Annotated in this window: 18 protein-coding genes; 8 read left to right on the forward strand and 10 right to left on the reverse strand. The window is 67.5% G+C overall.

Going from position 1 to position 18,904, the window contains the following annotated elements; all coding sequences use genetic code 11:
- Nucleotides 1-18: 18 nt before the first annotated feature.
- Nucleotides 19-1,290: an ATP-binding protein gene (locus tag P0D62_RS04510; RefSeq protein ID WP_275701429.1), complete on the reverse strand. Its 1,272-nt coding sequence runs from the start codon at nucleotides 1,288-1,290 to the stop codon at nucleotides 19-21.
- Between the two features lie 217 nt (nucleotides 1,291-1,507).
- Nucleotides 1,508-2,413, reverse strand: a complete 906-nt coding sequence (locus P0D62_RS04515; RefSeq protein WP_275701430.1) for a LysR family transcriptional regulator — start codon at nucleotides 2,411-2,413, stop codon at nucleotides 1,508-1,510.
- A 327-nt stretch (nucleotides 2,414-2,740) separates the two neighbouring features.
- Between P0D62_RS04515 and P0D62_RS04520 the strand changes: the two genes are divergently transcribed.
- From P0D62_RS04520 to P0D62_RS04530, 3 genes are all read left to right on the forward strand, one after another.
- Nucleotides 2,741-3,727, forward strand: a complete 987-nt coding sequence (locus P0D62_RS04520) for a YeiH family protein (protein ID WP_275701431.1) — start codon at nucleotides 2,741-2,743, stop codon at nucleotides 3,725-3,727.
- A 203-nt stretch (nucleotides 3,728-3,930) separates the two neighbouring features.
- Nucleotides 3,931-5,133: a molybdopterin molybdotransferase MoeA gene (locus P0D62_RS04525; RefSeq protein ID WP_275701432.1), complete on the forward strand. Its 1,203-nt coding sequence runs from the start codon at nucleotides 3,931-3,933 to the stop codon at nucleotides 5,131-5,133.
- 114 nt (nucleotides 5,134-5,247) lie between these two features.
- Entirely contained in the window at nucleotides 5,248-6,525 is a 1,278-nt protein-coding gene (locus P0D62_RS04530; RefSeq protein ID WP_275701433.1) for an ATP-binding protein, read from the forward strand.
- Here P0D62_RS04530 and P0D62_RS04535 read toward each other — a convergent pair.
- Nucleotides 6,511-7,428, reverse strand: a complete 918-nt coding sequence (locus P0D62_RS04535) for a ketopantoate reductase family protein (protein ID WP_275701434.1) — start codon at nucleotides 7,426-7,428, stop codon at nucleotides 6,511-6,513. The genes P0D62_RS04530 and P0D62_RS04535 overlap by 15 nt on opposite strands.
- A 75-nt stretch (nucleotides 7,429-7,503) precedes the next feature.
- Here P0D62_RS04535 and moaC point away from each other — a divergent pair, with 75 nt between their 5' ends.
- A complete protein-coding gene (moaC, locus tag P0D62_RS04540; RefSeq protein WP_406708217.1) occupies nucleotides 7,504-7,977 on the forward strand; it encodes a cyclic pyranopterin monophosphate synthase MoaC in 474 nt (157 codons plus the stop codon).
- A 15-nt stretch (nucleotides 7,978-7,992) separates the two neighbouring features.
- On the opposite strand, the gene P0D62_RS04545 is transcribed toward moaC, so the two are convergent.
- The 4 genes from P0D62_RS04545 to P0D62_RS04560 all read right to left on the reverse strand — a co-directional run bounded on the left by P0D62_RS04545 (nucleotide 7,993) and on the right by P0D62_RS04560 (nucleotide 11,678).
- A complete protein-coding gene (locus P0D62_RS04545; RefSeq protein WP_275701436.1) occupies nucleotides 7,993-8,796 on the reverse strand; it encodes an ABC transporter ATP-binding protein in 804 nt (267 codons plus the stop codon).
- Nucleotides 8,784-9,833 carry a FecCD family ABC transporter permease gene (locus tag P0D62_RS04550; protein ID WP_275701437.1) on the reverse strand — a complete coding sequence of 350 codons (1,050 nt, stop codon included), beginning with the start codon at nucleotides 9,831-9,833 and terminating at the stop codon, nucleotides 8,784-8,786. Before P0D62_RS04550 ends, P0D62_RS04545 begins: the two co-directional genes overlap by 13 nt.
- A gap of 8 nt (nucleotides 9,834-9,841) precedes the next feature.
- Nucleotides 9,842-11,008, reverse strand: a complete 1,167-nt coding sequence (locus P0D62_RS04555) for an ABC transporter substrate-binding protein (RefSeq protein ID WP_275701438.1) — start codon at nucleotides 11,006-11,008, stop codon at nucleotides 9,842-9,844.
- A gap of 166 nt (nucleotides 11,009-11,174) precedes the next feature.
- A complete protein-coding gene (locus P0D62_RS04560; RefSeq protein ID WP_275701439.1) occupies nucleotides 11,175-11,678 on the reverse strand; it encodes a MogA/MoaB family molybdenum cofactor biosynthesis protein in 504 nt (167 codons plus the stop codon).
- A gap of 164 nt (nucleotides 11,679-11,842) precedes the next feature.
- On the opposite strand from P0D62_RS04560, the gene P0D62_RS04565 reads away from it, so the two are divergent.
- The 4 genes from P0D62_RS04565 to P0D62_RS04580 all read left to right on the forward strand — a co-directional run bounded on the left by P0D62_RS04565 (nucleotide 11,843) and on the right by P0D62_RS04580 (nucleotide 15,082).
- Nucleotides 11,843-12,250, forward strand: a complete 408-nt coding sequence (locus tag P0D62_RS04565; protein ID WP_275701440.1) for a TOBE domain-containing protein — start codon at nucleotides 11,843-11,845, stop codon at nucleotides 12,248-12,250.
- On the forward strand, nucleotides 12,247-13,050 hold the full coding sequence (modA, locus tag P0D62_RS04570; RefSeq protein WP_275701441.1) for a molybdate ABC transporter substrate-binding protein: 804 nt from the start codon (nucleotides 12,247-12,249) through the stop codon (nucleotides 13,048-13,050). The genes P0D62_RS04565 and modA overlap by 4 nt, the downstream gene beginning before the upstream one ends.
- A gap of 12 nt (nucleotides 13,051-13,062) precedes the next feature.
- Nucleotides 13,063-13,854 carry an ABC transporter permease gene (locus P0D62_RS04575; RefSeq protein ID WP_275701442.1) on the forward strand — a complete coding sequence of 264 codons (792 nt, stop codon included), beginning with the start codon at nucleotides 13,063-13,065 and terminating at the stop codon, nucleotides 13,852-13,854.
- A 154-nt stretch (nucleotides 13,855-14,008) separates the two neighbouring features.
- A complete protein-coding gene (locus P0D62_RS04580) occupies nucleotides 14,009-15,082 on the forward strand; it encodes a sulfate/molybdate ABC transporter ATP-binding protein (RefSeq protein WP_275701443.1) in 1,074 nt (357 codons plus the stop codon).
- A 194-nt stretch (nucleotides 15,083-15,276) separates the two neighbouring features.
- Here P0D62_RS04580 and ngcE read toward each other — a convergent pair whose 3' ends face one another.
- From ngcE to P0D62_RS04595, 3 genes are all read right to left on the reverse strand, one after another.
- A complete protein-coding gene (gene ngcE, locus P0D62_RS04585; RefSeq protein ID WP_275701444.1) occupies nucleotides 15,277-16,656 on the reverse strand; it encodes an N-acetylglucosamine/diacetylchitobiose ABC transporter substrate-binding protein in 1,380 nt (459 codons plus the stop codon).
- 520 nt (nucleotides 16,657-17,176) lie between these two features.
- Nucleotides 17,177-17,857, reverse strand: coding sequence for a response regulator transcription factor (locus tag P0D62_RS04590; RefSeq protein ID WP_275701445.1), 681 nt, complete (start codon nucleotides 17,855-17,857; stop codon nucleotides 17,177-17,179).
- Nucleotides 17,858-17,862: 5 nt separating this feature from the next.
- The gene (locus tag P0D62_RS04595; protein WP_275701446.1) at nucleotides 17,863-18,771 is read right to left on the reverse strand and encodes a hypothetical protein; all 909 of its coding nucleotides are present in this window, start codon (nucleotides 18,769-18,771) and stop codon (nucleotides 17,863-17,865) included.
- Between the last annotated feature and the right edge of the window lie 133 nt (nucleotides 18,772-18,904).

Here is an 18,904-nt window from a genome sequence, read left to right on the forward strand (position 1 = left end):
GCGGTTAAGGGGCTCCGCTCATGGCCCAAGTAGCGCCAGTGGAACGACGGCGGTGCCGTCGGGCAGCCGATGTGCGAACTGTCCAGTGTTGATGATCAGCCGGTCGACCACCAGGTCGTCGGTGGACTCGGTGAGCCACGAGAGATGCTTGGTGTCCGCAGCGGATACGGAGTTCGACAGCTTGACTTCAATAGCCACCACACGGTGATCGTCGCGTTCGACGATGAGATCGACCTCGTGGTCGCCATTGCGAGTTCGAAGGTGGGAAACTCGTCCACCGATCTGTTCCGCGAAGACACGCACAGTCATCACAACCAGCGATTCGAACAACGCCCCGAGAAGCGTGCCTTCGCGAGAAATGCCGCCGTCGATCTGGTCGGTGAGCAGCGAGTCTTCGGTTGCGCCGAGAAGACGAGCGGCGAGGGCTGGGTCGACGAGGTGATGCTTGGGCACCTGGGCGAGGCGGCTCAGCGGGTTGAAAACGGGAGTCCAAGCGGGGAGAGGCTCAAGGATCATCATCCGCTCGAGCAGTTCCCGGTATACGCCGGCGGTGACGCGCGAGAGTTTGTCCGAGTCGCCAGGCGTGGCGGCATTGAGGATCTTCGTGTAGTTCGTGGTCGTCGAAGTCGCCGCCGCGTAGGCGGTAAGCCATGCCCGCAAGGCGGCGGGTCGTCGCACCTCGACGCCCAACTCGGGGATGTCGTGCTCCACCGAGTTGGTGAGGTATGAGTCGATCTGACGGAGTCGGTAGCCGGGGGGATCCTGTCGCACTCCGGGCAGCCCGGACCAGAGGATCTCCCTGGTGTAGTCCCTCAGGGAGAACTCGCAGTGTCCAGCTACCGGCTGGGCCTCGCCTGCCAGGATGCGTGAGAAGGACACGCTCGGAGTGCACACACCTCGTTCGGGAAGTGTCATCGGCCGCATGCGGAGTCGTACGATCCGTCCGGCTCCCGAATGCAGACGGGCACCTGAAGCGGGGGCGGACGAGCCCGTGAGGATGAAACGGCCGGGGATTCGTTCTCGGTCGACTTCGCGGCGCACGACGTCCCACACCGGCGGGACCAGCTGCCACTCGTCAATGAGAGTCGGCGGTGCCATACCGAGGATGACCTCTGGGTCGGCTTCCACGTTGGAGCGGACGCCGGCGCGATCCAGGTTGAGGGTGGACGACGCGTATTGCTGCGCCGTTGCTGTCTTTCCGACGCCCTTGGCGCCTTCGATGGCGATGGCGGGCAGCCCGGAAAGCAGGTCCTTCAGGAGGGGGTCGACGACCCGAGACTGGTACTCCATCCCACTACTATACATCTAGCAGATATTCTGCTTTACATTTAGCAGCAGTTGTACTGTGCGTCTAGCCGCCCTCGCGGGTTGCCTTCTGTGGTGGAGCTGCCGTCGATGGTGGTGTTGGCTCCACTCGCGCTGCTGATCGTGCGCCCCCCGACCCGTCCACGCGCTTAACCGCTTGCTAGACCGCCGAAGTCGGTGGTCTAGCAAGCGGCTAAGCGGGCTAAAGGCGGCCAGGATGCTTGGTGGCGATCGTCAGGAGGTGGGCCGGGGCGCCGCGGAGGCGTCGCGGGCCCTTCCAGATCGCGGTGAGTGGGCGACGAAGGGCAGTGTTCCGCAGCGGAACCCGCCTCAGTTCGCCCGTCGAGAGCTGTGTGCGCACCGCGAGCACGCTCAGCACCGCGGGGCCCGCCCCGGCGGCGACGGCGACCCGCACCGCCGCGTTGCTGCCAAGTACCTGGGTCGGCTCGGCCAGCGGCAGGCCGTTCATCAGTTCCTCGAAGGCGTTCCTGGTGCCCGAGCCGCCCTCGCGCACGATCAACGGGGTGGTGGCGAGTTCCTCCAGCGCGATGCCGTCGGATCGTGCGGCCCAGGGGTGGTGCGGAGCGACCACCAGCGCCAGCTCATCCTGCCGGAGCGGAGCGGTGTTGAGGGTCGGCGGGAGGTTCGGCGTCTCCACGAGACCGAGCTGGAGCGTGCCGTCCAGCGTCTCGTTGATGACCTGGGCGGAGTTGTGGACGTGGACCTCCACCCGCACCCGAGGCTCGGCTCGACGCAGTTCCGCCAGCCATGCGGGAAGGAGGTGTTCGGCGATCGTCATGCTTGCGCCCACCTGCAATTCGATGACGTCGTGGTCGTGGGAGTGGTGCAGCCAGTCGGAGAACTCGTCGGCCGCGTCGAGGAGCCGCCTGGCGTGGGCGGCGAAGAGCAGGCCCGTGGAGGTGGGGCGGGAGCCACGAGGGTGGCGCTTCAGCAGCGGGGCGCCTGCCTCGGCCTCCAATTGGGCGATCATCCGGCTGGCATTGGGCTGGTACATGCCCATCTTGCGTGCTCCGGCGCCGAGACTGCCCTCGTCGACGACGGCCAGGAAGAGGGCCAGTGCCTGGAGATTGGGCAATCGATTGCTCATATCGCAATGATATGGCCTGTGCGGGAACTGCCGTCTACCGGGATGAGTCCGGCGCCGGGAATATGGTGGGCGTGCTTAGAGATTCCGCAAGTAGGTGGTGCCGTAGCGAGGACGTGCTGGATGGATGAGCTGGCAAGACGGAGAACGAAACTGCCATTGGACATGCCAGTGAGTTCGACAACGAAGCCAGGTCGCCATCCAGTGCGCCGCAGTAGGTGCCACCTACTTGCGGGATCTCTCACTCCGACCACCACGCCGACCACACTCCGATCACGCCCGACCCGATCGCGCCCGACGACGTCTCCCGGCTCCCTGGTACCCGGCGTCGTGCTGAGCCTCGCCGCGGCGGCGACGGCCTATGCCGTCAACCGACTGCTGCCTGGGATGAGCCCGCTCGTGGTGGCGATCGTGCTCGGGGTGCTCGCCGCGAATGTGGTCCGTCTTCCCGAGGCGACGGCCCCGGGCGTCGCATTCTCCGCGAAGCGGCTGCTTCGTCTGGGGATCGTGTTCCTCGGCCTGAAGCTGGCGCTGGCGGACATCGTCGCGCTGGGTGCGCCGATGCTGCTGGTCATCGTCGGAATCGTCACGATCGGCATCTTCGGCACCCTGCTCATCGGTCGGCTGCTGCGCGTGCCGAAGGGCTTGAGCCTGTTGATCGCCTGCGGGTTCTCGATCTGCGGCGCGGCTGCGGTCGCCGGTGTGGCGGGCGTCGTCGATCCTGACGACGAAGCCGAGGGGGACACCATCACCGCCGTGGCATTGGTGGTGCTCTTCGGAACGCTGATGATCCCCTTGGTGCCGCTGCTGGCGCCGTTGCTGGGCCTGCCCATCGAGGCGGCCGGCATGTGGGCGGGTGGATCCATCCACGAGGTCGCGCAGGTGGTCGCTGCCGGAGGGCTGCTGGGTGGGACCGCGCTGAGCGTCGCCGTCGTAGTCAAGCTCGGGCGGGTGCTGCTGCTCGCTCCGGTGGCGGCCGTGCTGAGCATCCGGCAGCGACGAGCGGTGCGTGCTGCTGTGGAGGCAGGGCAGCCCAACGCTGCAGCGAAGTTGCCGCCGGTGGTTCCGCTGTTCGTCGTCGGGTTCCTGGCGATGGTCTTGCTGCGATCCTTCGCTCCTCTTCCGACCGCGGCGCTCGCCGTCGGGGAGATGCTCCAGACGGGCCTGCTGTCCGCCGCCATGTTCGCCCTGGGATGCGGTGTGAAGCTGCGGAGTCTGGCGAAGGTGGGGCTGAAGCCGTTCATCCTGGCCGCGCTCGCGACGGTGCTGGTCGCCTTCGTAGCCCTACTTGGCATCACCGTCGTCGCGCCCGTCTAAGAGATCCCGCAAGTAGGTGGCACCTACTGCGGCGCACTGGATGGCGACCTGGCTTCGTTGTCCAACTCACTGGCATACCCAATGGCAGTCTCGTTCTCCGCCTTGCCATGTCATCCATCCAGCACGTCCTCGCAACGGCACCACCTACTTGCGGAACCTCTAAGATCGACGTTTACGCTGGATCTCTAGGCCTGAGGAGCGAAATGCTGACCGTGGAGCAACACCGGGAGCGGGTGCTCGCGCTCGCGGTGCCGCTGCCCGCCGAGGAGTGCGCGCTGGGCGAGGGATTCGGGCGGGTGCTCGACGAGGATCTGGCGGCCCGCTTCCCGGTGCCGCCCTTCGACAACTCCGCCATGGACGGCTTCGCGGTGCGCAGCGTCGATGCGACCGAAGGCCAGACGCAGCTGCGCGTCGTCGGGGACATCCCGGCGGGGGCATCGAGCGCGCCGACGGTGGGCCCCGGCGAGGCGGCGAGGATCATGACGGGGGCGCCGCTGCCTCCGGGAGCCGACGCCGTCGTTCCGGTGGAGCACACGGATCAGCCGCTGGGCGATACGCCCTTGCCGGAGTTCGTCGTAGTGGGGGCCACCTCGGCGGGAAAGAATGTGCGGCACGGTGGCGAGGACGTCGTCGTCGGGGATGTGGTGCTGCGGGCCGGGCAGCGCTGGACCCCGGCCGCAGCCGGGGCCGCGGCCTCTATCGGGCACGCGACGGTGCGGTTGCGTCGCCGCGTCAAGGTGGCGGTGCTGGCCACCGGCACCGAGTTGGTGGCGGCGGGGGAATCTCTCGGCTTCGGCCAGATCCCCGACTCCAACTCCCTCCTGATCTCCGGCCTGGTGGAGCAGTTCGGCGGTGAAGTGGTGCTGGCGCGAGCGGTCTCCGATGACGTCGACGACTTCCGCGCGGCGCTCGCGGAGGCGGCCGATGCCGACGTGATCGTCACCTCGGGCGGGGTGTCCGTCGGGGCCTTCGAAGTGGTGCGCCAGGTGGTGGAGGGGGACGTCGAGTTCGTCAAGGTAGCCATGCAACCCGGCAAGCCTCAGGGCTGCGGTCGGTTGCGGCGCGCTGACGCTGGTGAGCAGGCACTGCTCGCCCTGCCGGGTAACCCGGTGAGCGTGTTCGTCTCGGCGTGGGTGTACCTCCGTCCGCTGCTGGCCGCGTTCCAGGGTGTCGCCGCCCCGTGGCGCGGCCTGCGTCTGCCCGCGGCGGATGGCTGGAAGACGCCGCCCGGACGTCGTCAGTACATCCCGGTGGTACTCACCGACGACGGCGTGCGACGCTCCCACCGGCTGGGCTCGGGATCGCACCTGGTGGCCTCGCTGCATCTCGCCGAGGCCCTAGCGGTCGTTCCTGAAGACGTCGAGGCCGTCGCCCCTGGTGATCTGCTGGATGTGTTCCTGATCTGACCCGGCCTGGGTGTGCTCGCGTGGCTGATCTGCATAGCTGTCGCGTGAAACGTGTCCGACCGTTAGTGTGTAACTTGTCGCCTGGAGGATGTGTAAGTTGCAGATTGGAGCGCAATGATGGTCGATCTCAGCCCTGACCGTCCCTATCTTCCGCGCTTGGCCGATCAGGCGCTTGACGACCAGCTCTACGCGATGGGGGCAGTCCTTATCGAAGGCGTGAAGGGCTGCGGCAAGACGGCAACGGCTCGACAGCGGGCCGCGAGCGAGGTTCTGCTGGACACCGATCCCGAGGCCGAGCGTCGCGCGGCAATCGACCCGCGCCTGCTGCTTGATGGCGCGACGCCCAGGCTGCTCGACGAATGGCAGCGCGCACCCCGAGTCTGGGACGCCGTGCGCCGGACTGTCGATGATAGAGGCCGGCCAGGGCAGTTCATCCTGACGGGCTCAGCGACACCCGATGACTCCACGGCACGTCACTCTGGTGCCGGACGGTTCGGCACCCTGCGAATGCGGACCATGACGTTGTCGGAGAAGCGGGCGGTCGACCCGAGAGTGTCGGTGGCCGACCTACTCGGCGGGGTCGCGCCGACCCCGGCGAACAGCTCGCTATCGTTCAGGGACTACCTCCATCACATCGCCGTCGGAGGGTGGCCGCTGCTTGTTGGCTCGGACCAGCGAGCCGCTGAGATCTACCTTGAGGGGTACCTTGACGTCATCGTCGAGCGTGACATCGACGAAGTCTCCGGCGCGCCGAGAAACCCCCGCCTGGTGAAGCGCTTCCTTCATAGCTACGCGCAGATGATTTCGCAGCCCGCCAATCTGAGCACGATCATGAAGCGCGCTCGCGAGGAGACTTCTAGCGATGCTGACCTGCCTGGACGTCACGCTGCTGACCTTTATCACCGCGCGCTGCAGCGCATGATGATCATCGATGAAGTTCCACCGTGGGAACCGGCGGTGCGGTCGTCCAAGCGGCTCACCAAGATTCCTAAGCGGCACCTCGCTGATCCTTCGTTGGCAGCAGCGCTCTTGCGAGTATCCCCGTCGCGCATGCTCAACGACCTCGAAACAACGGGTTTCCTCTTTGAGAGCCTCGTGGCTCATGACCTCCGCATCTACGCCGAAGCCTCGGGCGCGGATTGCTTCCACTATCGCGAAGCAGAAGGACGCCTCGAGGTCGACTACGTGCTCGAGACCCGTGACGGCGACTGGATCGGCATCGAAGTGAAGATGGGCGAGAACGAACTGGATAAGGCTGCCACCTCGCTTCATCGCCTAGCAGAGCGGGTCTCCCGGAAGCCGAAGGCTCTCGTGGTCATTACGGCCACCTCGCTTGCGTACACCCGCGATGACGGAATCCACGTAATTCCTCTTGGTCTACTCGGACGGTGATCCGGGCCGGGCCGGCGCCCCGGTACGGATCTGAATGAGGGTGAGGTCGAGCAGGGGAGTGGGGACTCCGAGGGCGCGGGCCTCATGGGCGAGGTTGCCCAGGATGTGTTCGGCCTCAGTGGGCAGGCCGGCGATGAGGTCGCGGTACAGCGATGATGTGAACGCGGAGCCCTCCTCGGCGAGGAGGCGCAGCGTGTGCGCGTGGGCCTTATCCGACACCGGGTGACCGGCCGCGGCGGAGACGGCCTCGGTCTCGGCGATCGCGGCGTGAATGGCGTCCAGCCCACCGGCATCGATGATCCGTCCGATCGGGCCGCGGAACAAGCAGCAGATGACGCCGGCCGCTGCGATGAAGGCCCACTTCCCCCACAGCTCACCCAGGATGTCGTCGCTGACGCTCAGGCGGATGCCGGGAACTCGCAGGGCGTCGGCGACGGCGTCCACCGCCTGCAGCCGGTCGAGCGCGCCGATCGTCAGCACGGTGAGGTCGGTCATCTGGCGCACCGCGTCGCCGTCCAGGGTGGTGACGATCTTCGCCAGCCCGCCGAGCACCTGGCCCGGGAACTCCTGCTCGAGGAGCCCGATATGCGCCATGCCGTTGAGGATGGGCACGATGAGGGTGCCCGGGCTCACATAGGAGCGGACGTCCGAGACCGCCGACTCCAGGGCGCCGGCCTTCACCGTGATCAGCACCAGATCGAAGGGCTGAGCCTCCTCGCCCGAGACGAGAGTCTGCACCCGGTAGGTGCGATCGGTGGTCGGAGAGACGAAACGCAGCCCGTCGCGACGCAGCACCTCGGCGCGTCGAGGGCGCACCAGGTAGGTCACGTCCCGTCCGGCATCCTGGAGCCGCGCTCCGAAAGCACCACCCGTTGCTCCCGCTCCGACGATCAGAATCCGCATGATTGCGCTTGGCCTCCTGCATTGCGAGTCTCGCCAGCATATCCAGCGCCGTTCGCCGGAGGACGTTCTGGTTGGATGGAAGGTATGGAATTCACCCACCTGGATTCGCGGGGACAGGCCCGCATGGTCGACGTCACCGCCAAGCAGCCCACGGTGCGCACCGCGGGCGCGGAGGCCTTCGTGTCTTGCTCGGCCGACGTGGTCATGGCCCTGCGGGAGGGCACGGTGCCGAAGGGCGACGTGCTCGCCGTGGCCCGGGTGGCCGGCATCGCGGCGGCCAAGAAGGTGCCCGATCTGCTCCCGCTCGCCCACGTGATCGGAGTGCACGGTGTGGTGCTCGACATCGAGGTGGTCGAGGGCGGCGTGCAGATCCGCGCGGAGGTGAAGACCGCCGACCGCACCGGCGTCGAGATGGAGGCCCTCACCGCGGTCACTGTCGCCGCGCTGGCCGTCGTGGACATGGTCAAGGGGGTGGACCGCAGCGCTGAGATCGTCTCGGCGAAGGTCACCTCGAAGTCGGGCGGCCGCAGCGGCGACTGGAGGCGCTAGGCGGCGTCGGCAGGCTCAGAGGTTCTCAAACATCGGCTTGCACATCACGTGCTCGACGCCGGTCTCAGGATCGACGGCGGTGAGCACCTTGATCTGCATGTCGTAGGTCTCGGAAAGACGCTCCTCGGTGAGCACCTCGCGGCTGGGGCCGTAGGCGAAGAAGCGGCCGCCGCGCATCAAGGCTGCCTTGCTGGGGTAGTAGAAGGCCTGGTCGGGCAGGTGGGTGATCATGATGATCGCCTTGTCCTGCTCGGTCGCCAGCCGGTTGGCCACCTTGATCACGGTGGCGGCATTGCGATAGTCCAGGTGGCTGGTGGGCTCGTCCATCATGATCAGCGGCGTCTGCTGAGCGAGCGCCCGGGCGATCAGCACGAGCTGCCGCTCACCGCCGGAGATCTGGGTGTACGGCACGTCGGCGAGGTGCCGCATGCCCACCGTCTCCAGGGCCTCGTGGCATAGCTCGACGTCCTTGGCACGCGGCGAGCTGAGCGCCGCCAGGTGCGGCGTGCGGCCCATCGTCACCACGTCGATGACGGAGAACGGGAACGGCGCGTTGTGGTCCTGGAACACCATCGCCACTCGTCGCGAGAGCTGTTTCGGGGTGAGCCGGCCGACGTCGTCGCCCGCGAGCGTGACGCGGCCGGAGGCGAGCCGGCGCTCGGCCAGCAGCACGCGCATCAAGGTGGACTTGCCGCACCCGTTGGCGCCGAGGATCATCAGCACCTCACCGGCCGACACCTCGAAGCTGACGTCCTTCAGCACGGGGACGTCGGCGGTGTAGCCGAAGGCGAGGTGCTCCGCGCGGATCACCGGCTCCATTGGCGCGTGCTCCTTCTCAGCAGGACGGCGAAGAACGGGGCGCCGATGAAGGCGATGGGGATCGACAGTGGCAGCGAGGTCTCCGACGCCGAGCGGGTGAGGTTGTCGATCAGCAGCAGGAAGGTGGCGCCGATCACGGCGGCGGCCGGGATCAACTTGCGATGATCCGGTCCGACGACGATGCGGGCCGCATGCGGGATCACCAGCCCGATCCAGCCGATCGCGCCCACCTGAGTGACGGCCGTCGCGGTGAGCGCGGTGGCGCACACGATGACGATCACCTTCAGCCGGGTGGTGTTGATGCCCAGCGAACGGGCCTCGTCGTCGCCCATGGTCAGGATGTTGAGCCGCCAGCTGGCCAGCCACAGCCCCGCCATACCGAGCACGATGATGGGGGTGGCGAAGGTCAGGTTCTCCCACCTCACCCCGGACAGCGATCCCATCAGCCAGAAGGTGATGGCGGGCAGGTCGTCGTAGGGGTCGGCCAGGTACTTCATCACCGAGACGCCGGCGTTGAACAGCGAACTGGTGACGATGCCGGCCAGGATCAGCATGGTGTTGGGCACCGTGCCGCGCGTGTAGGCGAGGAAGTAGGCGATGAAGACGCCCGAGACGCCGAAGACGAAGGCCAGCACCTGGACGCTGGGGGAGTAGGCGCCCTGCCAGAGGATCCCGATCGCCGCGCCCAGCGAGGCCGCCGCCGAGACCCCGAGGATGTCGGGCGAGACCAGCGGATTGCGGAACACGCCCTGATAGGCCGCGCCGGAGCACGACAGAGCAGCCCCGACGAGCACCGCCATGAGCACCCGTGGCAGCCGCACCTCCCACACCACCTTGGCGTCCATCGCCTCCCAGGTGGGCTCGATGGGCACCACGTGCGACGCGATGATCCGCAGCGCCTCGAGGGGAGAGATGGGGAAGCGTCCCATCATGAACGACGTCACGATGACGACGACGAGCACGGCGACCGCGACGCCGAACGCCACCCCGAAACGTCGGGGCGCGCGTCGGCGCGCGGTCGCCGTGTCCTGGCTCATTCCCCGGGTCAGCCGCGGGTGAAGACGTCGGCCACGCTCTGGCCGTCGGCCAGGTTGAACAGGTGCGCCAAGTCGGCGTCGGTCAGCTCGAAGCCGAAGCGCGTCGCGTAGAAGTCGGAGGTGTTGGCCTGCAGGTCCAGGTCGGCGAACAGCTCGGGCTGAACGGCCTTGGCGAAGAACTGCATGGCCAGGTAGACCTCGGGGCCGTTGTAGGCCCACGACATGGCGCCGTTGGGGATCACATAGACCTGGTTGTTCGCGACGGCGTCGAGCGCCGACAGCACCGAATCGGCGGCGATCGCGTCGGCGATCTCCTGCGAGTCGACGAGCAGGATCTGCGGGTTCCAGGCGAGCAGCTGCTCGGGCTCGATCTTGGTCTGGCCAGACGGCCCCATCGACTCGCCGTCGGCGTCGATGGCGACGTTCACGCCGCCGGCCAACTCGATCAGCTCCTGCCCGATCGCGGTGCCGTTGTTGGCCTGCAGCACCTCTCCCGCGCTGGACAGCTGGGCGACGGAGGGACGATCGCCCTCGGGAAGCCCCTCGGTCTTGGCCGCGAGCTGCTCCCGCATCGCGGTGAACTCCTCGGCGTAGGATTTCGCGTTGTCGAGCTGGGCGCCACCGATGGCCTCGCCCATGTAGACCTGGTTGTCGCGCACCCAGTTGAGGTGGTCGTAGCCCTCGGGCTGGGAATCCTTCGCGCCGGAGACGGCGGAGACCTCAAGATCCTGGAGCTGCTTCAGCGTGTCCTCGCCGTAGCGGGCCGCGTATAGCACCAGGTCGGGCGAGGTGGCGAGCAGCGCCTCCATGTTGGTCTCGTTGGATGCGAACACCACGGGGAGATCGGCCAGCTGCGGGTACTTGCCCTTGACCCACTCGTTCTTGCCGTAGTTCTCCTCCAACGCGACCAGCTTGTCCGCGCCTCCGAGTAGAAGGACGGAGGTGGTGAACGCCGGTGCCGTGGTGGCGATGCGCTGGGCCTCTGCGGGAACGACGACGTCGCCCAGCATGTCCTGCATGACGCGGGTGGTGGCCTCCGTCGTCGGGGCGGTCGCCGAGGCGCTGGTGGATGGGGACGACGAGGTGGTCGGCTGGGAGGCAGGAGTGCTGCAGCCGGCGACGGCCAGCGTGAGGGCGAAGAGGCCTGCGAGGCCGGTGCCGATGGTCCGCTTCATGGGCGAGATTCTCCTTATGTGCCGCAGTTGCGGCGAGATGGTGGGGAATGAGTACGCGTACGCGGGTCAATTTAGACGATTAGTTTGGGCAATGTGCGGCCGGGGTCGAGTTAGGACGCAGCGAGGCCCCGTTCAGTCGCTGAACGGGGCCTCAGTGGGGTGCTGGTCAGTCCATGTCGTGATCGGCGCCGTCGAGTTGATCGACGATGTGGTGCAGCAGGTCGCCCACCACGGCGATCGTGTCGCGAGCGCCGCCGCGTGAGCCCGGCGCGTTGATCACCAGTGCGCGCGGGTAGCCGAGAAGGGAGACGACGCCGGCCACCCCGCGCGATAGCAGCGACTTGGTGGTCTTCTCCGCCCCACGTCGGCGCACCTCTTCCATCAGGCCGGGCAACTGGTAGTCGATCAACGGGAGGGTCGCCTCGACGGTGACGTCGCGCGGCCCTACCCCGGTTCCTCCGGTGGTCATGATCACCCGGGCGCCGGCCTCGATGGCCTGCTCGATCTCGTCCGCGATCCGCTCCACGTCGTCGGGAACGATCACCGCCTCCGCGACATCGAATCCCAAGCCGGCGAGCGCGTCGCGCAGCACCGGGCCCGAGCGGTCCTCGTAGACGTCGGCTGCGGCGCGGTCGGAGCAGGTGATGACCGCAGCTTTGTACGAAATCATGGGGCATAGCCTAGTCCGGGTCGTGCATAAATCTGCGCCTACGCCCCGGCCTCGCCATATGCGGGAGGCCTTCGCGCATACGCAGATTTATGCACGAGCCGAGGCGAAGGAGGTTAGGGGACCCTGGGTACTTCTTCCGAATTTGCCTTGTTAATATCCTCGGCATGACGCATATACGGATCTCGACAGCGGCGAAGCTGCTCGACGTGAGCGACGACACCCTGCGGCGCTGGATCGACAAGGGCCGGCTCAGCGCGAGCGTGGACGACAGTGGCAAGCAGGCCGTCGATGGCGCTGCTTTGGCAGCCTTCGCCCAGGAACTCGCCGACGGCTCCCTGGATCAACTCGACGACGGCGTCGGCCGCCGCTCGGCCCGCAACCACTTCACCGGGCTGGTCACCCGCGTCGTCTCCGACACCGTGATGAGCCAAGTGGAGCTGCAATGCGGGCGCTACCGCGTGGTCTCCCTGATCTCCACGGAGGCCGTCCAAGAACTAGGGCTCGAGCCCGGGGTGATCGCTACCGCGGTCATCAAAGCAACCAACGTCACCATCGAAGGACCCCATCTATGAAGCTCACGAAGCTCGCCGTCGCGCTGAGTGCCACCGTCCTCCTCGCCGCCTGCGGCGGCAACACCACCCCCACCGATACGGAGAGCCCGGCGGCTCCCGAGACGTCGGCCAGCCAGAGCGCTCCGGCCGACCCGACGACTCCGGCCGCAGCGCCCACGTCGGATGCCATCGTCTTCGCCGCCGCCTCGCTGAATGCCGTCTTCCCCGAGATCGCCGACGCGAAGTACTCCTTCGACGGCTCGTCGGGCCTGGTCGACCAGATGATGGGCGGCGCCCCGGCCGACGTGTTCGCCTCCGCCGACCAGAAGAACATGGACAAGGCCGTTGCCGAGGGCCTCATCGACGGCGATCCCGTGATGTTCGCCACCAACTACCTGGTGGTCGTCACCCCGGCCGACAACCCGGCGGGGATCACCGGCTTCGACGCGTCGCTCGACGGAAAGAAGCTGGTCATCTGCGCCGCCGACGTGCCCTGCGGCGCGGCGACCCTCAAGGCCGCCGAGGCCAACAACCTCACCCTGACGCCGGTTTCCGAGGAGGCCAAGGTCACCGACGTGCTCGGCAAGGTCACCTCCGGTGAGGCCGATGCAGGCCTGGTCTACGCCACCGACGCCACTGGCGCCGGCGATGCCGTGCAGGTCTTCGACGTGCCCGGCGCCAAGGAGGATCCCAACACCTACTGGATCGCCAAGGTCAAGGACGCCCCGAACGGCGCGGCGGCCGATGCCGTCATCGCCGCCATCACCGGCGCCGACGGCCAGGCTGCGCTCGCCGGCTACGGCTTCGGTCCGGCGCAGTAGTCGTCTCGTTCCGTGACACCCTTCCCCCGGTGGGCGTGGGCCCCGTTCGGCCTGGGCCTGGCCCTGCTGTCGGTGCCGCTCATCGGGATGCTGGGCCGGGTCTCCTGGGCCCAGCTACCGGAGTTGCTGACGTCGGAGCGCGCACTGGACGCGCTCCGACTCAGCCTCCTCACCTGCGTGATCTCGACGACGATCGTCCTGATCCTCGGCGTTCCCACCGCCTTGGTGCTGGCTCGGACCCGAGGCTGGTGGACCGAGGTCGCCCGCACCCTGGTGACCGTGCCGATGGTGCTGCCGCCCGTCGTCGCCGGCTTGGCGCTGCTGGTCACCTTCGGTCGACGCGGCCTGGTGGGTCAGCATCTCTCCGCGATGGGCATCGAGATCGGCTTCACCACGGCCGCTGTGGTGCTGGCGCAGTCGTTCGTCTCGCTGCCCTTCCTGGTCATCTCCGTCGAGGGCGCGCTGCGCACGTCGAGCAGCCAGCTGGAACGTGTCGCCGCCAACCTCGGGGCTTCGCCCAGTCGCGTGTTCTGGCGGGTCACCCTGCCGGTGATCCGGCCCGCCTTGGCCTCCGGCACGGCCCTGTCCTTCGCTCGGTCGCTCGGCGAGTTCGGTGCGACGCTGACCTTCGCCGGATCCTTGCAGGGAACGACGCGGACCCTTCCGTTGGAGATCTACCTGCTGCGCGAGTCGGATTCCGAGATCGCCCTGGCCTTGGCGCTGGTGCTGGTCGTCGTGGCCGTAGCCATCGTGTTCGTCTCGACGCGATTCCAGGCGTGGGGGCACCACAATGACGCTCTCTGAGGGGAATTATGATGACGCTCTTTGAGGTGCGGAGCGCAGCGGAGCCTCGAAAAGAGCGCGACCGTGCGTGAGGACTTGTGGTCGGGATCGTCGTTTGGCTGCGGGCTGGGCCCTTTCGAGGCTCGCTTCGCTCGCACCTCAAGGAGCGTGGGGGATGGCCATGACTGAGTTCCTGAGCATCAATGCCCGGGTGGACGTGCGCGACGTGGAGTTGCGCGTCGCCGTGCGTGAGGGGGAGACCGTGGCCGTCGTCGGGCCTAACGGCGCGGGCAAGTCGACTCTGCTGCACCTGATCGCCGGATCGTTGCGACCCGACTCGGGCTCGATCACCCTGCGTGGATCCGAGCTGAGCGGTCCGACGCGACACCTGCCGCCGCATCGTCGCCGCTTCTCCTTCGTCGAGCAGCACTCGTTGCTGTTCCCGCATCTGAGCGTGCTGGACAACGTCGCCTTCGGACCCCGATCCCGCGGTGTGCCGAAGGCCGAGGCTCGCGCCCGGGCTCGCGTCGAGTTGGAGGCCACCGCCTGTGCGGAACTCGCCGAGCGCAACCCCAGGCAGCTCTCCGGCGGCCAGGCACAGCGCATCTCGCTGGCCCGCGCGCTGGCGATCGATCCCGAGATCCTGTTGCTCGACGAACCCTTCGCGGCGCTGGATGTCTCCGTCACGCCCGACCTGCGACGGCTGCTGCGCGAGCGGCTCGCCGACCAGACGGCCCTGCTGGTGACCCACGACTTCCTCGACGTCGTCACGCTCGCCGACCGGGTGATCGTCGTCGAGGACGGACGCGTGGTCGCCGACGGACCGGTGGCGGAGGTGTGCGCCGCGCCACCCACGCGATTCCTCGCGGACTTCGTCGGAGTGAACCTGCTGACCGGAACCGCCGCCGCGGGCAACGAGCTGAGGGTCGGAGACCAGATCCTGGTGGGAGCGGAGCCGACTCTCCAGCAGGGCCACCCGGCCAGGGCCACCGTTGCCCCCAATGCGGTGAGCGTCTTCCTGACCGCGCCTGAGGGCAGCCCGCGCAACGTGTTGAGCGGCACCGTCGAGTTGATCGAGTCGCGCGGCAGCATCGTCGGCGTCACCGTCGACGTGTCCGGTCAGCGCCTCCGCGCGGATCTCACCGCCGGCGCTGTCGCCGAGCTCTCCCTCGTCCCAGGCACGCCGGTCTACGCCGTCGTCAAAGCCACCCAGGTCCAGCTGCACCCCGACACCCACGACGGTGTCTAGGGACTTGTGATTGGGTTTCCGCGGATTCTTACGCTGGGTCTCCTCGAGGCTCGGCCGCGGGCGGCCTCGCACCTCGAAGACCGTCATCAACCGGCAGCCGAACGCTCAGCCCGACACTGTGATCGGGTTCCTGGGGATTCTCGCGTTGGGTCTCCTCGAGGCTCGGCCGCGGGCGGCCTCGCACCTCGAAGAGGTTACTCGACGGTGTACAGCTCGATGGCGGGGTCGTCGCGGACCTCGTCGGTGTGGCGCTGCAGCTCCACCGTCAGTTCCTCGGTGGTCAGGTCGCCGCTCAGGAAGCGTGTCATCAACGCGTCGAAGGGCTGCTGCAGGCCGTAGTGGGAGATGAACCGCCAGGAGAAGACGTGGTCTCCTGCTTCGGCCAGCATCCGGGTTTGGGCTCCGAGGGAGGTGGATCCGGTGTCGGCAGGCACTGTGTCCTTCACGATGGTCGGCACCAGGTTGGTCACCGCGAAGTGCGCGGCGGCATCCCGGGAGAGCATGGTGCGGAGGAACTCCTTGCCGCCGACCACGCTCGCGGCGGCCTTCGGCACCACGAAGGCCTCTGCGGCGGAGGCGTGGATGGCGGCGTGAGGCATCGTCGGGGAAGAGGTGAGCGTCGGCCCCGGACCGCACGTCATCCGGAACCCCTCGGCGGTCTGATCCAGCATCTCGCGCTCGATCCAGGCGCCGGAGGGATACAGCAGCGAACGACCCTCGAGCGACCAGGTGGCCTGCGTGGCGAGATAGCCGGCGTCGGGATCGACGGGCTGCATGAAACCGCGTCGCACGCATTCCTCGAGCTGGGTCAGGGTCCGCAGAACGGCGGGGTGCTGCCAGGCTCCGCCGGCGACCCCGTCCAGGGCGCGTCGCACCTCGTCGCCGCTCTCCTTGATCGCCGATGAGATCGCCAGCTCGAGATAGTAGGTGGCGGCGTCGGGCGACCAGGCGAAGAGATATCGCTGCTCCTTCGAGGCGAGCTCACCCAGCTCGAGCATCTCGTCCCACGTCGCAGGCAGGCTCCAGCCCCTCTCCTCGAAGAGGGAGGCCGAATACCACAGGCCATAGACGGTGAAGACGTAGTTGAGGGCGAGCAGTCGACCGTCGAAGGTGCCCGGCGACAACGCCGAGCTGTACAGCGTGTCCTTGATGGGGGTGCCCTCGAGGTTGGGCGCGTCCACCAGATCGTTCAAGGGCTCGAGTTGGTCCAGCATCGATCCGATCGGCAGCGCGCCGGCCCCCGAGTTGTTGACGACGTCGGGCGGGTCGGCGGCGAGATCCAAGTCGGAGATGCGTTCCAGCCCGGTGACCGCCACCGTCACGCCGGTCAGCCGGTCCTGCAATGAGTCGGCGACGTAGTGGGCATACCCGGTGCCGTAGCCCCCATCGAAGATCGCCACTCTGAGATGGGCGGGGGCGAGGGTACCGAACGGGGTGTCGGGCGCGGCCGACGACGTGGGCGAGCTGGAGGGCGACGGGGAGGTGGGGGCGATGATGTCGTCGGTGCATGCCGTCAGCGTGGCGGCGACGGAGACCGAGCTCAGCAGTGCGCGCCGGCTGAACGTGCTCGTCATTGCTCGTCCCCCTCCCTGTGTCGAATCGCGGTGATCATGGTCTCCGCGACTCCTCGTGAGCCTACCCCGAGACGCTGTGAGCGAGCTGTGCAGCCTAGAGATCGCGCCAGTGGTGGTGCCTAATGCGGCGTGCTGGATGGCGACCTGGCAACGTTCTCGAGCTCGCTGGCATGTCGGTTGTCATCCTTTTGGGGGACACGATTGCCATCCCGGAGACAGGGCGACCGACGAAACGCCCCCCTTTGGCGATCGCAGCGTCGATGATCCCCTAGTCACAGGGCTGTTCGCGGGAGAACGCCGGAAAAAGTGAGCGGGTAGTTCAGTGATGGGAGAACTCTTCAGTTGCCCTACCCATCGTGATAGGTTCCTGGGGCAGGCGTCGTTGAGTGGAGAGGTGTCCTCATGCCCCGTCGTCTGGGCTGTTGGGGGGTGACTGGTGGACTCGGCCAAGTGGGGGCCGAGTCCCCAGTCACACAGGCCTAAGGCTGGATCCACCGATTGCCACCTACTTGCGGGATCTCTAAGCCTGGATGCCTCTGAGATCCTGTTCTTCCTGCACGTCGAACCAGCCATCGACCATGGCTTCGGTGGCCGCGTGCGTGGTGTTGTGCACGGTGCGTCCCACCAAGCCGTACTTCTCGTAGGCCCGCCGCAGGTAGGTCTTTACCGTCGACGCTGAGATCTCGGGACTGAACTGGCGTCCGATCGCCTTGACGGGAACCCCCTGCGCCGCGAGACGAAGACACTCGAGTTCCTGCTGGGTGAGGGCCGGGACGCTCTCGCTCGCCTCCAGCACCATCTGGGCCAGGGCGCTCGACGGTGCCCATCCGGTGTTCGCCACCGAGACGATCGCCTGAGTGAGATGGTCGATCGGGTCGGCCTTCAGCACCAACCCACGAGCGCCCGCGGCCATGGCCAGATGCACCGGCACCCGACGCTGGTCGGCGGTGAAGACGATGCTGGGAATGTCCATCCTGGTCAGCTCGGCGATCACGAGGTGCCCCGTCGCTCGACCCTCCACGATCAGATCGACGACGGCTACATCCGGCGGAGACGCCGTCGTCAGCGCAAGGAACTCCGTCGGGGAGCTGTGCGTGTGAGTGATGGTGATCGGTTCGCTGCTGGCGGTGATGATGCTGCGCACCGAGCGCAGGACGAGCGGATGATCGTCCAAGACGGCGACCCGGATGGCGGCAGACATGACACTCATCGTAGTGAGGCCCTCTTCGGGGCCGGGACCGCGGCCTGGGTGAAGTCCTCGTCCACCGTCACCAGCCACTCCGCCACGTCGTGCTGCTGGTCTGCGGTCAGGCCTGGGGACGCGACGGTCACCGTCACGGTGCGCTGACCCGACGTGACGGTGAGGCGCTGACCTGCGACGGCATCCGGCAAGGCGTCGAGGAGCCGACCCAGCTCGTCCTGCGTCGATGGCGGGATCTCGTCGGTGCTGAGGCGGCATTCCCATCCCCGCCTGCGCAAGGCGTCGAGGTGCTCCGAGAGGTCGGTGGTGTCGGGCCAGAGCCGGAGATCGTCTCGCATCCTGGCCTCGAGGAGTGAGGCGGTGCGACGAGTGGCGGGCGCGTCGGGATCGAGTCGACCCTGAGCGACGCCCATGAGGAACGGCAGGGTGAGCGCGCGGGCGTGGTCGAGCCACTCCCGCCACACGGTCTCGCGTTGCGCAGCCGCCTGGATGCGAGCCTGCGCGAACTCCTCCAGCTGCCTGCTGCGGTAGGCGTGGTTCGACACCTTGGTAGCGCCGATGCTCAGGATCAGGGTGATGACGGTGTAGCTCAGGATGGCCAGCACCGAGCCGTAGTGCGTGGTGAGCGTCGCCCGGAGACCGATGAGCAGGACCGCGCCCAGCAAAGTGCCGGCGCAGAACAGCGTGGCCATGCCGACGATGCACCATCTGATCGTCTGAGCGGGCAGCACCAGCAGCATGATCGCGCAGGACAGGGAGATCACCCAGAGATCCCACCCGTTGCTGAGCGACGGATCGATCCAGGCGTAGTTCGCCAGCGCCGCCACCACCGCGAGAGCGGTCAGCGCCCAGCCGGCGCGATAGTCCATGCGGCCTCGGAGCAGCAACAGCGTCGCCCACGCGATCACCGCCACCAGGCCTGGGCTGACCCCGTTTCGTAGGTCCAGTCGTTATGAGGGTCGTCCTGTTGCCCGCGGTCGCGGGCAGGGAGACTGGTCAGATCATGACGAACAGCAGGAAGCGTCACACCCCGGAGCAGGTCGTCCG

This window comes from Tessaracoccus caeni, from assembly GCF_029211185.1.
Taxonomy (GTDB): domain Bacteria; phylum Actinomycetota; class Actinomycetes; order Propionibacteriales; family Propionibacteriaceae; genus Arachnia; species Arachnia caeni.